The sequence below is a fragment of the Paraburkholderia sp. GAS333 genome (assembly GCF_050435665.1).
In the GTDB taxonomy this organism is placed as follows: domain Bacteria; phylum Pseudomonadota; class Gammaproteobacteria; order Burkholderiales; family Burkholderiaceae; genus Paraburkholderia; species Paraburkholderia fungorum_A.
The window spans coordinates 1,084,436-1,097,637 of sequence record NZ_JBNDKS010000001.1; the positions used below are offsets into that span (position 1 = coordinate 1,084,436).

A 13,202-nucleotide genomic window follows, 5' to 3' on the forward strand; every position below is an offset into this window, starting at 1 on the left:
TGAAGCGATCGTTCAGGCCGGTGTTGCTGCGTGTTTTTTACTGCGCCAGATTGATCGTCAGGCAGCGCCAGCCATCGGCGGTCTGGTCGGATGCGAGTGTGCCGTTCGTGCATTCCACGTTGCGTGTCTCATGCATCGGCACATAGACGCGAACTTGCGTCTGCGGTTGCTGGACCCAGCCTTCGCGTTCGACCGACACGCTCAACGTGTTTGTGTCGCCGCTGAGCGTGACGTTCCAGCGGCCCTGTTCGCCGTTGCGCCACGCCTGGCTTTCGCCGTCGTCCTCGACACAGGTGCCGTGCGCGCTGCCCACGCCGGCCGGCGGCACCGCGATGAATGCGCGCTCGTCGGCGGGACGGCCGAAGTGCTGCTCGGCGATGTTCAACGGCACCACGCTGCCTTCGCGGAGCAGGAACACCGGGCGCTCGTACGGTGCGGGCAACGTCACCGTCTGACCGCCGTCGAATGCTTCGCCGCTCCAGTACGAGACCCAGCGCGTGCCCGCCGGCAGGTAGACGTCGCGGGTTGACTGGCCCGCGTCGACCACCGGCGCGACCAGCATCGACGAGCCGAGCATCATGTCGTCGCCGTCGACGAGACAGCGCGGGTCGTGCGGGAACTCGGCGAACAGCGGACGCAACACAGGCTCGTACGCGCTGTGCGACTGCCACAGCAATTCGTACAGATACGGGATCAACCGGTAGCGCAGCTTGATCAGGTCGGCTACCTGCTGCGTGACTTCCGGGTACATCCACGGCTCGTTGACGGTGCCGTCGTCGTTCCACGAGTGAATGCTGAAGCGCGGCAGGAAGATGCCGAACGCGACCCAGCGAGCGAACAGTTCCGGGCCCGGCGCCGGACCCGAGAAGCCGCCGATGTCGTGGCCGCTGTTCGACACGCCCGACATCGCGAGCCCAAGGCCCATTTTCAGATTGAAGCGCAGCGTTTCCCACGACGTGTAGTTGTCGCCCGACCACGTCTGCACGTAACGATGCATGCCGACGCCGCCCGAGCGCGACACGAGGAACGGGCGCTTCTCAGGCGAGTGCTCGCGCTGCGCGCTGTGCGACGCCTGCATCATCAGATGCGTTTGCAGCACCTTCGCCTGGAGCGCCGGGAACGCTTTGCCGAAGCCGTGAGCGATCGCGTCCGGCGACCAGATCTCGAACTCGTTGTTGTCGTTCCAGGTCGCCGCGATGCCGTACTTCAGCAGCGCGTCTTTCACGCGCGCCTTCCACCAGTCGATGGTGTCGGGGTTCGTGAAGTCCAGGTACGCGCCCACTTCGTCCCAGTACTGAACCCATGCCGGGTCGCCGTCTTTCGATTCGATCAGCAGGCCGGCCTTCGCGACTTCGTCGAACGCGGGGTGGTCCTGCAGCAGACACGGCTTGATGTTCGCGCACAGGCGCACGCCGTGTTCGAGATAGCCCTGCACGAAGCCGTCGATATCGGGAAACTTCTCGTGATTCCAGTTGAACACATAACGCTTCGGACCAATCGACGTATAGCCCGACGACAGATGGAACGAGTCGCACAGCATGTCGTGCTCACGGCACTTGTCAATGAATTCGCCCATGCGCTGCTGCGCGTCGGGGGCGTCGGTGTAGCTCATCGTCGAGCCGGAATAGCCGAGGCCCCACTTCGGCATCCACGCAGGGCGGCCGGTGAGCCACGTGAAGCGGCGCACGGCATTCAGCGGCGTGGCAGCGGACGCGATGAAGTAGTAATCCAGGTCGCCATGTTCGGCGACGAAATGCCGGTAGTGGCCGTGGTAGTTGTCCAGCTCGCGGCCCATGTCGAAGCGGCAATCGGCGAGCGTGTCGTAGAACAGGCCGAAGCCCGTCGACGTCTCCGGCTGCCACGTCACATAGAAGGGGATGTGCTTGTAGAGCGGATCGGTGGTGCGTGCGCTGTAACCCATCGCGTCGATGTTGCGCATCTCGTAGCTCTGCTGCGCGCGATCCAGCGAACCCGCGCGCTCGCCGAGACCGACATACATCTCGTCTTTACGACGCTCGATGTAGTGATACGCGCGCTTGTCCCACCAGCCGAAGTTGTACGCCTGCGTCTTGCGGTCGCTCATCACGCGATGCCAGGTGCCGTCGTGCAGGATGTCCCACGCACAGAAGCCGCCTTCGAGCGTCACGGTCAGACGCACGCGCGCCGTTTCGATCACGACCTGATCCGCGTCGTTCGACAGCTTGAACGGCGGCGGCACGAAGCCGCTCATGTCGCGACGCTCACGCCCTTCGAGCGCGACATCTTCGGCGCCGGGCGCAATTGCCCAGGTGCGCGGGCCGTGCGTTTCGCCATCGGGCAGCACCAGCACGCGGATGATGTCCTCGGCGAGAACGAACAGTTCGATCCGGCAGTTTTCCTGCGCGGTCAGAACGAGGTGGTTGTCGGCTTGCGACGACAACGCAAAACGGGGCGGATATTTCAGATTCAGTGAGCGCATGATGGGTCTTCGAATGAGGTCACGCAGGGAAGCTTGCGCCGTGGCTGGCGACCTGACGCGGACGGCCGTCGGGCGGCACGCCGCGCATCAGGATGATCAGCAGCGTCGCGCCGATGATGTCGAAAGCGCCGAGGGCGCCGAATAGCGGGGTGTAGCCGATCGAGTCGGCGAGCGCGCCGACCGTCAGCGAGAAGCCGAGGCCGCCGACCCACGCGGCCATGCCCGCAAAACCGGCTACCGTGCCGACTTCGCTCGGGTCGAATACGTCGGCGGCGAGGGTGTTCACGAGTGCGGAAATCATCTGGTGCGCAAAGCCGCCGACGCAGAAGAGGGCAATCGCCTGATACGGCGACGCGACGAGGCCAATGCAAGCCGGTCCGAGCATCATCAGTGCGCCGAGCACCACACCCGAGATACGCGACCACACCAGCGGCACGCGCAGGTGTTTCATCAGGAACGGCGACAGGTAACCGCCGAACAGTCCGCCGAGGTCGGCCGCGAGAAACGGCAGCCACGCGAACAGCGCGATCTGCTTCAGATCCATGTGACGCTGTGTGGCGAGGTAAAGCGGAATCCAGAAACTGAAGGTTTGCCACGCGGGTTCGGCGAAGAAGCGTGCCTGCGCGATCGCCCAGAAACGGCGCGTGCGCAGCACTTCGCGGATACCGCGGCGGTGCGTGGCGGCCGGTGCCTGCCCGCTCGTGATCGTCTCGCGCTCGGCGTTGCCGATCAGCTTGTGCTCAGCCGGCGAGCGGTACAGCACGTACCATGCGGCGGCCCATACGAAGCCGAGCGCGCCGGTTACCGCGAAGGCGCTTTGCCATCCATAGCGCAGCGACAGAAACACGACCAGCGGCGGCGCGAGCAGCGAGCCGAGCGACGTGCCCGCATTGAAATAGCCGACGGCCACGGATTTTTCGCGATCGGGAAACCATTCGGCGACCACCTTCATACCGGCCGGAATCGCGACGGCTTCGCTCAACCCCATCAGTCCGCGCAACGCGGCGAGCGACAGCCAGCCGCTTGCGAAACCGTGGAAGACGCCGGTCATCGACCACAGGCACGCGAATAGCGCGAAGCCCAAACGCAAACCGATCAGATCGATGATCACGCCGCAGACCGGCTGCATCACCGTGTAGCCGATCTGGAAAGCGCCGACTACGTATGAATACTGCTGCGTGCTCATGTGCAACAGCGTCATCAACTGCGGCGCCATCACGCCGAGCGAGTTGCGCGACAGGTAGTTGACGATCGTTCCCGCGCATACGAGCGCGATGATCCACCAGCGCAGTCCAGCGATTGTTTTCAAAATCGGTCTCCGTGGCTCATGGGTCCGCCGCTTCGATGCTGCTCAGAGGTCCATGCGCGAATTCGAACATTTTTCAGATTTTCAGCGTCAGTCATCGTATCACCTGGAGTGCCGCTAAACACTAGGGAAAACCATGGGTCATTTGAAAAAAATGCCTGTTTCGTGAGCAAATATTATTAAATTTGCGTAATGGTTTGAGAGGTCATCTGACGACGGCGCACATCGTCAATTTTGATTAAATGTTCTTTCGAACGTTGAATGTTCGTTTTTGTGGTTATCCGGGGGTGCTGTTTTCGTATGTGCGCCCGTCGCGACGGACTTGTGCCGCCGACAGCCGCCCCCAGACGCCGTGCGCGCCTTGCGTAGAAGAGGGGGCGAGATGGACAAAAGAAGAGGGCGGCGCAGTCGGATCTCACGAGCACACATTGCGACGCTATCCCAATGCCCGGATCGCGAGTGATGTGCAAGGCAGGCCGACAGACAGCTCAGTTACAATCCCGCTGCTTTTTCGCCGAAACCTTGTCCGATGTAACCAGAAGTTACCCACTGGGCAGGTGCGCGATGTTATGCATCAGTTATTACAAAGTTGAAATACGCGAGGGAATCCCTTGCGCTATATTTCGGCCACAACACGTTCTTCCAAAGGGTGATCGATGAAGTCCGCTCGTCTTGTTCCACTGCTTATCGGGGTTTTGACTTTGGGTGCATCAGGCGCAGCAATGGCCTCGGGTCTCAACGTCGGGGTCAATATCGGTATTCCCGCGCCGGTCTACGTTGCACCCGCGCCGGTCTACGCACCGCCTCCGCCGCCCCCGCCGCCGGTCGTTTATCAACCGGCTCCGGTGTATTACGGCGGCCCGGCCATCGTGATTGGCTGGCATGGCGACCGCTACTGGGACGGCCGCCGCTACTGGGCGCGTGACGACTGGTATCGTCATCATCCCCCGGGCCGCGCCGACTACGGCCGCGACCACTACGACAATCACCGCGGCTGGCACTAAGCTGTGATGCGTCGATGAGTTCATCGCTGAACTCATTCAGCAGGTTCAAAAAAAACCGCCTTGAAAAAGGCGGCTTTTTTATTCCATCGAGCGAAACGCTGGGTGGATATTGACTCCGCCCACGGGTGCCATTCCGCCCACCACCGCACTGGATCCACTATCGGCGTGCACGATTGCCGCCGTCACCCCCGCCGCCAGATCCGACAACAGAAACGTTGCGGTATTGCCCATCGGCTTGATCGTCACGTTGCGTCTGAGAGGACGCATCTGCTCGGCGAAATCGGGAATTGTTCCGAAGCCTTGAAAGCCGCCTGCGGCCATTTTCCCGATCGGGTTCGTGCGCCGCGCAGCTAGAAATCCACCCGCACATTGCGCGTGAGGACCGCGCGGAGAGCACAGCTTTATTCGGTAGAATTCCCCAACATCGAATCTTGCCCACTGACCAACAAGGCCCCTATGACATCTGGCTCGCGACGGGATCAAACGCCTCGTGCACTTGAATGCAGCGTGATTCATAGACCCTCGCGTGTCGGTCAGGCGGTTGTGCCGCGAATCGTGCGGCCGTGGCGTTCGGCGTGTGCGTCGCTGCTGGGCGGTCTGGTCGCTGTGACCGCTTTGCTCGCAGCGCCGCAAGCGCAAGCGGTCTATGCGATCGCGCAATACGGCGAGCCGAAATATCCGGCGGATTTCAGGCATTTCGACTACGTCAATCCTGATGCGCCCAAAGGCGGCACGCTGGTGCTGGCGAATCCGAGCCGTCTCACGAGCTTCGATAAATTCAATCCGTTCACGCTGCGCGGTAATACGGCACCCGGCGTCGACCTGATGTTCGAAAGCCTGACCACCGGCAGCAGCGACGAAGTGGCATCCGCGTACGGACTGCTCGCCGACGACATCGCGATCGCACCTGACGGCTTGTCGGTCACTTTCCACATCAACCCGAAAGCACGCTTTTCGAACGGCGATCCGGTCACGGCGGAAGACGTCAAGTTCTCGCTCGACACGTTGAAAAGCCCACAAGCCGCGCCGCAATTCGCGTCGATTTTCGGCGAGATCACGCGCGCGGTCGTGGTCGATCCGAGCACGATCCGCTTCGAGTTTCATCAGCGCAATCGCGAATTGCCGCTGCTTGCGGGCGGCATGCCGGTGTTCTCGCGCAAGTGGGGCTTGAAGCCGGACGGCACCCGCATTCCGTTCGACCAACTGGCGTTCGAAAAGCCGATTGCGAGCGGTCCCTATCTGATCGATTCGTACGATAACGGCCGAACCATCACGTACCGGCGCGATCCGAATTACTGGGGCGCGGCGTTGCCGGTTCGGGTCGGCACGAACAACTTCGATCACATCGTCTATAAGCTGTATTCGGATGCCACCGCGCGGCTCGAAGCATTCAAGGCGGGCGAGTACGACGCGCTGGTCGAGTACGTGGCGCGTAACTGGGTGAGGCGCGATGTCGGCAAGAAGTTCGACAGCGGCGAGCTGATCAAGCGTGAATTCCCGCAACATAACGGCACCGGCATGCAGGGCTTCGTGCTGAATACGCGGCGGCCATTGTTCCAGGACGTGCGCGTGCGTAAGGCGCTCGATCTCGCGCTTGATTTTCAGTGGCTGAACCGGCAACTGTTCTTCAACCAGTACACGCGTATCGACAGCTTCTTTGCCAATACCGATTTGCAGGCGAAGGGGCTGCCGTCTCCGGGCGAGCTTGCGCTGCTCGAACCGTGGCGCGCGCAACTCGATCCGGCGGTATTCGGTCCGCCGCCGAAGCAGCCCGATACCGATCCGCCCGGCTCGTTGCGAGCCAACCTGTTGCAGGCGCGCGCGTTGTTGCAGGAAGCGGGCTGGACGTATCGCGACGGCGCGTTGCGTAACGCAAAGGGCGAGCCGTTCCAGTTCGAAATTCTCGACGACTCCGGCTCGGCGGCGGCGATGGAGCCGATCGTCGCCACCTTCATCCGCAATCTGCAGAAGCTGGGTATTACCGCGACGTTTCGTGTGTCGGATTTCGCTGTCTATCAGAAGCGTCTGGACGCTTTCGAGTTCGACGTCACGACGATCCGCATGCCCGACGTACAGGTGCCGGGTTCGGAGCAGATCGAGCGGTTCGGCAGCAAGGCGGCGGATACGCAAGGCTCGGACAACGCTATCGGTGTGAAATCGCCTGTCGTCGATGCCGTGCTGAACGCGCTCGTGCATGCGCAAACGCGCGAGCAACTGGTCGACGCGACGCATGCGCTCGACCGTCTGCTGATGCATGGCTACTATGTCGTGCCGCAGTGGTACAGCGGCACGCATCGGGTGGCGTTCAGGCGCGGCCTGGCGTGGCCGAAAACCTTGCCCCTGTACTATGGCGCGGAAGGCTGGATCACGTCGACATGGTGGCAGGAGCCGACGCACAAGCAGCCGCCTTCGTCTTCGCACTGACACGTCATTCATTCACCGCCTTAGCACCGGAACGCCGCTTATGTGGAGCTACATCGTCAAACGTCTGTTGCTGATGATTCCGACCTTGCTCGGCGTATTGACGCTGACCTTCGTCGTGATCCAGTTCGTGCCCGGCGGACCGGTCGAGCAGATGCAGCACGAACTGCGCAAGGGCGCGGAGAACGGCGCGCCGTTCGGTCTGCGCGCGCATAGCGGGGTCGACGCGCAGCAGATCGCGCAACTCAAGCAACTGTATGGCTTCGACAAACCGCCGCTCGAACGCTATGTGCTGATGCTCAAGCGTTTCTCCACGTTCGATCTGGGTCAGAGCTATTTCCGCCATCAGAGCGTGTGGTCGCTGATCGTGTCGAAGCTGCCGGTGTCGATCAGCATCGGGCTGTGGACCTTCTTCCTGACGTATCTGATATCGGTGCCTTTAGGGATAGCGAAAGCGGTGCGCAACGGCTCGCGCTTCGATCTCGTCACGAGCCTTGTCGTACTGATCGGCTACGCGATTCCTGGCTTCGTGCTCGGCGTGCTGCTGCTCGTGCTGTTCGGCGGCGGCTCGTTCCTGCAACTGTTCCCGCTGCGCAATCTCACGTCGGATAACTGGGCGCAACTGAGCATGGGCGGCAAGATCGTCGATTACCTGTGGCACATCACGTTGCCGATCACGGCGTCGGTAGTCGGCAGTTTCGCGGTCGTCACGATGCTGACCAAGAACGCGTTCCTCGACGAAATCCGCAAGCAATACGTGTTGACTGCGCGCGCGAAAGGGTTGTCCGAACGACGTGTGCTGTGGAAGCACGTGTTTCGCAACGCGATGCTGCCGCTGATCGTCGGTTTTCCGGCTGCGTTCATCGGCGCGTTTTTCACCGGCAGTCTGTTGATCGAAACGCTGTTTTCGCTCGACGGGCTCGGGCTGCTGTCGTATGAATCCGTGGTCAGGCGCGACTATCCGGTCGTGCTCGGTACGCTATATCTGTTCACGCTGATCGGTCTCGCCACCAAGCTGATTTCCGACCTCTGTTATGTGTGGGTCGATCCCCGCATCCAATTCGAACAACTGGAGCGCTGATGAATCGAGCCCGCCTTTCCGCCGATGCATCGGCGCGTACCGAACCGGCTCGCGCGTTCGTCTCGCCTTCGCCCGCGCGTCGCGTGTGGCAGCGGTTTCGCCGGCAGCGTCTCGGGTACTGGAGCCTGATCGTGTTCGTCGTCGCGTTCGCGGCGAGTCTCGCCGGGCCGCTGTGGTCGAACGACAAGCCGTTGGTGGTGCGCTACGACGGCCAGTTCTATTTCCCGCTGTTCAAGACGTACGCCGAGACTACGTTCGGCGGCGACTTTCCCACGCCGGCCGACTATCTCGATCCGTACGTGGCGCATCGCTTCGACGCGCCCGGCAACTTCGCCGTGTATCCGCCGAACCGCTATTACTACGACACGCTGAACTACTTCTCGAAGTTGCCGAACCCGGCGCCGCCGTCGCGCGATAACTGGCTCGGCACCGACGATCGCGGCCGCGACCTGTTCGCGAGGCTGCTTTACGGCTTTCGTGTGTCGGTGGAATTCGGGCTCGTGCTGACCTTGATCGGCACGGTGCTCGGCATCGCGGCGGGCGCGGTGCAAGGGTATTTCGGCGGACGCACCGACATAGTCGGACAGCGGCTGATCGAAATCTGGAGTGCGATGCCCGAGCTTTATCTGCTGATCATTTTCTCGTCGATCTTCGAGCCGGGGTTCATTCTGCTGATTGTGCTGCTGTCGCTGTTCGGCTGGATCGGTTTGTCCGACTACGTACGCGCCGAGTTTCTGCGCAATCGTACCCAGGACTACGTGCGGGCGGCGCGCGCGATGGGTTTGTCGAACTGGCAGATCATGTGGCGGCACGTGTTGCCGAACAGCCTGACGCCGGTGATCACGTTCCTGCCGTTCAGAATGAGCGGCGCCATTCTCGCGCTGACCAGCCTCGATTTTCTTGGCCTTGGCGTGCCGTCGCCGACACCGAGCCTTGGCGAACTGCTCGCGCAAGGCAAGGCGAATCTCGACGCGTGGTGGATTTCGTTGTCTACCTTCGGTGTGCTGGTCGCGATGCTGTTGCTGCTGACTTTCATGGGCGACGCGCTGCGCAACGCGCTCGACACCCGTATCTCCGATGCGATGCGCGCCGGAGGCAATCAATGAGCGCGACGTTGGGGAAAAACGCGGGGCAGGGTGACGGGTCGTCGGGGCCGCTGCTGGAGCTTGATCATTTGCAGGTGACGTTCGGCGACACGGTTGCCGTGAGCGACGTGACGATCGCGATCCAGCGCGGCGAGCGCGTGGCGCTGGTCGGCGAATCGGGCTCGGGCAAGAGCGTGACCGCACTGTCGATCCTGCGGCTCTTGAGCGATGCGCAAATCAGCGGCTCGGTCCGTTTCGACGGCGAAGATCTGCTCGCGAAAAGCGAGCGCGAGATGCGCGGCCTGCGTGGCTCCGACATCGCGATGATCTTCCAGGAGCCGATGACCGCGCTCAATCCGCTCTACACGGTTGGCGACCAGATCGCGGAGACCATCGTCGTGCATGACGGCGTGTCGGCGAACGAGGCCCGCAAACGGGCGGTCGCTTTGCTGGGGCGCACAGGCATCGCCGAGCCGGGCAAGCGCGTGAACAGCTATCCGCATCAACTGTCGGGCGGGCAACGGCAGCGCGCGATGATCGCGATGGCGCTCGCGTGCCGCCCGCGTTTGCTGCTCGCCGACGAACCGACCACCGCGCTCGACGTGACGATCCGCGCGCAGATTGTCGAGCTGCTGCTGGAATTGCAGCGCGATGAAGCGGAAAAGCGCGGCATGGCCGTGCTGCTGATCACGCACGATCTGAATCTGGTGCGTCACTTCGCGCAGCGCGTCGCGGTGATGGAAAAGGGCGTGCTGGTGGAAAGCGGGACCGTCGAGCAGGTGTTCGAGTCGCCGCAGCATCCGTACACGCAGCGGCTGCTGGCGAGCCGCCCTGAGCGCACGGTGGTTCCTGTTCTGCCGATCTCGCCGGTGCTGCTCGAAGCCCGTGAAGTCTCCGTCGATTTCAAAACGAAGCTGCCGGGCTTCAACGGCTGGTTCCGCGCCGGGCGTTTTCGCGCGGTCGCTGAGGCGAATGTCTCGGTGCGGCAGGGCGAGACGCTGGGCATTGTCGGCGAGTCGGGTTCGGGCAAGTCGACGCTTGCGATGGCGCTGCTCGGTCTGCAACGCACCGTGCACGGCGAGATCGAGTTTCAGGGCAGGGCGCTCGGCAGCTATCGCGGCGCCGAACAGACCACCTTACGGTCGAATATGCAGGTTGTCTTTCAGGATCCGTTCAGTTCGCTTTCGCCGCGTCAGACCATTGAGCGGATCGTCGGCGAGGGGCTGGCGCTGCATCGTCCGCAAATGAACGAACAGGCTCGCCGCGACAAAGTGATTTCGGTGCTGCGCGAGGTCGGCATCGACCGGACGGCGCTTTATCGTTATCCGCATGAATTTTCCGGCGGCCAGCGGCAACGGATTGCGATTGCTCGCGCGCTGGTATTGGAGCCGCGCATCCTGATCCTCGACGAACCAACCAGCGCGCTCGACGTTTCGATTCAACAGCAAGTGCTGAAATTACTCGCCGGGTTGCAACAGAAGTACAACCTCGGCTTCGTTTTCATCAGTCACGATCTGGCCGTTATCGGGGCAATGGCGCACCGTGTCGCGGTGATGCAAAACGGTTCGATCGTTGAAAGCGGTGACGTTGAGCAGATTTTTGCGAAGCCGTCTCATCCTTACACGCGAAAGCTGCTGAAAGCAGCGCTTGACCATTGATTTTTCACCCTTTCACCAATTGGGTGCGTATCTCGATTGAATTTTTCTATTTGTTTTGACACATGAATACCTACTGGTTAGTATCGACCAAACTTTTTTCCGTAGACCACTGATTTCTAGGCAAAAACTACCGACCAATGCAGCACAGAAACCTAACCCAGGCTTGCACGCGCGTCGTCGCCGGGATGTTCATTGGCGTCTTGATGGCAGCAGCTCCCGGCGCTTTCGCCGACGAAGTAAGCAGTTTCAATCAGAATGCCTCATATTCGACCTCCGCCGGGTCGAATCCTTTGTCCCTCTCCAATTCGCAACCGGCTGCTTCGAATAGCGACGGCGGCGCCAAATCGTTCCTTTCCGGCATGGCTGGAAAAGCGGGCGACGTGGTCGTCGGCGCGCTGAACATGATCGGCGTTCGCTACCGTTGGGGTGGAAATACACCCGATTCCGGGCTCGATTGCAGCGGATTCGTCCGCTACGTGTTCCAGGACACGCTCGGTATGGCGCTGCCGCGTCGTGCTGAAGAAATGAGCCGGGTCGGCGAGAAGGTTCGCGTTAGCGACCTGAAGCCGGGCGATCTGGTGTTCTTCAATACGATGCGTCGCACGTTCTCGCACGTCGGCATCTATATTGGCGACAACAAGTTCGTGCATTCGCCTTCTACGGGCAGCACGATCCGCGTCGACGATATGGACGACGGTTACTGGGAAAAGCGTTTCACGGGCGCTCGCCGGATCGAGACGTCGTATCAGGAAGGCGAAGATCTGCGCAAACGCGTGAATGCGACGATTGGCGGGAACAATTAATCCTGCCTGAATTGTCGATCGGCGGTTGTCGAGTTATAAAAAAGCCTGCTTCGAACGAAGCAGGCTTTTTTGCGTTTGAGTGATCGCTCAGGGGAATGCCTGGCGGTTAGGGTGCCAGCGGACGCCTGAACGACTTATCCAGGCGCCTGCGATATATCAATGCGCGATTGGCGTCGTCTTACGCCGCAGCGCGGCTCGCGGCCAGTTTGCGCTGCAACTCCGGCATCATCTTCGCGACCGCTTCCTCGCCCGCAAGGATCGCCGCGTTGCGCTGCGAAAAATCGCTGCCGCTCATGGCGGCAAGATTTGGACGAATCACCACGTCGGCATATTTGTCGAGTTCATAAGCCTTGATCGTCTGGCCCATGATCGTGAAGGTTTGCATCAACACGTCGAACGAGCTTGAAGTCAGGCCGGTTTCCGGGCGCTGCGAGATATCCACTGCGATCACGAAATCCGCGCCCATCTTGCGTGCGAACGATGCCGGCACCGGACTCACCAGGCCGCCGTCTACATATTCATGGCCGCCAATCTTCACCGGCTCGAAAATCGACGGCACGCTGCACGATGCGCGCACGGCGATGCCCGTGTTGCCGCGCTGGAACAGAATCGGCTGACCCGTCTTCAGATCGGTGGCGACCACGCCGAGTGGCTTCACCATCTTTTCGATCGGACGGTTGTTGAGGGTCGTGTTCAGGTAGTTCTGCAGCGCGACGCCTTGCAGGAAGCCGCGCGTGCGGAACGGCATAGCCCAGTCGCTGATCGACGCTTCGTCCATGGTGAGCGCGAGCTTGTTCAGCGCGAAGCCGTTCATGCCCGACGCATAAAGCGCGGCAACCACCGAGCCGGCGCTGGTGCCGGCCACCAGATCGACCTGAATATTGCGCGCCTCGAGCGCCTTGATCACGCCGATGTGCGCGAACCCGCGCGCGGCGCCGCCGCCGAGCGCCAGCGCGACCCGGATCGGCCGTTCGGCTTTGTCGACGGGCGGCGGCTTGACGGCGGGCGTCGCGGCGATCGGAGCGTTATCGATTCTGCCGCCGGTTGTGGTGCAGGCGGCAAGCACAGCGGAGGCGGCTGCCAATGAGAAGTTGCGGCGGGCGAGGCGGGGCGATGACGATTTCAACGAGTTCTCCAGCAACGGCGCGGACGACGCAATCAGCGTCGCTACAGGCCGCGATCAGGCGCATAGTCAGACGGACAGGCATTTTCCACGCTGTGGATCCGACTCTTGCCGCAGCGCGCGCACATCATAAATCAAAGGATCGGGCGCGCGGCGGCCTGGTAATGAAACGTTGCAGAGAGTGGCTCAGGGGATTTTCCGGAAGAGGTTCGTGGGGGAGCCTGAGCACAAATGCGGCTATCGGGCGAGCCTCGCTAACGTCG

The 13,202-nt window shown here is 61.7% G+C and carries 9 protein-coding genes and 1 pseudogene; 6 read left to right on the top strand and 4 right to left on the bottom strand.

The features are described from left to right. Positions 1-37: 37 nt before the first annotated feature. Entirely contained in the window at positions 38-2,458 is a 2,421-nt protein-coding gene (locus tag ABH945_RS04905; protein WP_429249881.1) for a TIM-barrel domain-containing protein, read from the bottom strand. A 19-nt stretch (positions 2,459-2,477) separates the two neighbouring features. After that, positions 2,478-3,767 (bottom strand): MFS transporter, encoded by a 1,290-nt coding sequence (locus ABH945_RS04910; RefSeq protein WP_429249882.1) that lies wholly within the window; start codon positions 3,765-3,767, stop codon positions 2,478-2,480. A 653-nt stretch (positions 3,768-4,420) separates the two neighbouring features. Between ABH945_RS04910 and ABH945_RS04915 the strand changes: the two genes are divergently transcribed. Next, positions 4,421-4,768, top strand: a complete 348-nt coding sequence (locus ABH945_RS04915) for a hypothetical protein (protein WP_074764287.1) — start codon at positions 4,421-4,423, stop codon at positions 4,766-4,768. Positions 4,769-4,846: 78 nt separating this feature from the next. On the opposite strand, the pseudogene ABH945_RS04920 reads toward ABH945_RS04915, so the two are convergent. Further along, a pseudogene (locus ABH945_RS04920) lies at positions 4,847-5,101 on the bottom strand (SDR family oxidoreductase); the annotation flags it as partial. A gap of 123 nt (positions 5,102-5,224) precedes the next feature. Between ABH945_RS04920 and ABH945_RS04925 the strand changes: the two are divergent. From ABH945_RS04925 to ABH945_RS04945, 5 genes are all read left to right on the top strand, one after another. Continuing rightward, complete coding sequence (locus ABH945_RS04925) at positions 5,225-7,192, top strand: extracellular solute-binding protein (RefSeq protein WP_429249883.1); 1,968 nt, start codon at positions 5,225-5,227, stop codon at positions 7,190-7,192. A 40-nt stretch (positions 7,193-7,232) separates the two neighbouring features. Continuing rightward, complete coding sequence (locus ABH945_RS04930) at positions 7,233-8,270, top strand: microcin C ABC transporter permease YejB (protein ID WP_429249884.1); 1,038 nt, start codon at positions 7,233-7,235, stop codon at positions 8,268-8,270. Next, complete coding sequence (locus ABH945_RS04935; protein WP_074764285.1) at positions 8,270-9,376, top strand: ABC transporter permease; 1,107 nt, start codon at positions 8,270-8,272, stop codon at positions 9,374-9,376. The genes ABH945_RS04930 and ABH945_RS04935 overlap by 1 nt, the downstream gene beginning before the upstream one ends. Further along, on the top strand, positions 9,373-11,013 hold the full coding sequence (locus ABH945_RS04940; protein WP_429249885.1) for an ABC transporter ATP-binding protein: 1,641 nt from the start codon (positions 9,373-9,375) through the stop codon (positions 11,011-11,013). Before ABH945_RS04935 ends, ABH945_RS04940 begins: the two co-directional genes overlap by 4 nt. Before the next feature lie 137 nt (positions 11,014-11,150). Beyond that, positions 11,151-11,816 (top strand): C40 family peptidase, encoded by a 666-nt coding sequence (locus ABH945_RS04945; protein ID WP_429249886.1) that lies wholly within the window; start codon positions 11,151-11,153, stop codon positions 11,814-11,816. A 178-nt stretch (positions 11,817-11,994) separates the two neighbouring features. Here ABH945_RS04945 and ABH945_RS04950 read toward each other — a convergent pair whose 3' ends face one another. Continuing rightward, positions 11,995-12,942: a patatin-like phospholipase family protein gene (locus ABH945_RS04950; RefSeq protein ID WP_429249887.1), complete on the bottom strand. Its 948-nt coding sequence runs from the start codon at positions 12,940-12,942 to the stop codon at positions 11,995-11,997. Positions 12,943-13,202: the final 260 nt, after the last annotated feature.

Excerpts from the sequence above, each read along its gene's own strand:
- ABH945_RS04905 (WP_429249881.1), bottom strand. The coding sequence starts at position 2,458 with ATGCGCTCACTGAATCTGAAATATCCGCCCCGTTTTGCGTTGTCGTCG.
- ABH945_RS04915 (WP_074764287.1), top strand. The coding sequence starts at position 4,421 with ATGAAGTCCGCTCGTCTTGTTCCACTGCTTATCGGGGTTTTGACTTTG.
- ABH945_RS04925 (WP_429249883.1), top strand. The coding sequence starts at position 5,225 with ATGACATCTGGCTCGCGACGGGATCAAACGCCTCGTGCACTTGAATGC.
- ABH945_RS04930 (WP_429249884.1), top strand. The coding sequence starts at position 7,233 with ATGTGGAGCTACATCGTCAAACGTCTGTTGCTGATGATTCCGACCTTG.
- ABH945_RS04935 (WP_074764285.1), top strand. The coding sequence starts at position 8,270 with ATGAATCGAGCCCGCCTTTCCGCCGATGCATCGGCGCGTACCGAACCG.
- ABH945_RS04940 (WP_429249885.1), top strand. The coding sequence starts at position 9,373 with ATGAGCGCGACGTTGGGGAAAAACGCGGGGCAGGGTGACGGGTCGTCG.
- ABH945_RS04945 (WP_429249886.1), top strand. The coding sequence starts at position 11,151 with ATGCAGCACAGAAACCTAACCCAGGCTTGCACGCGCGTCGTCGCCGGG.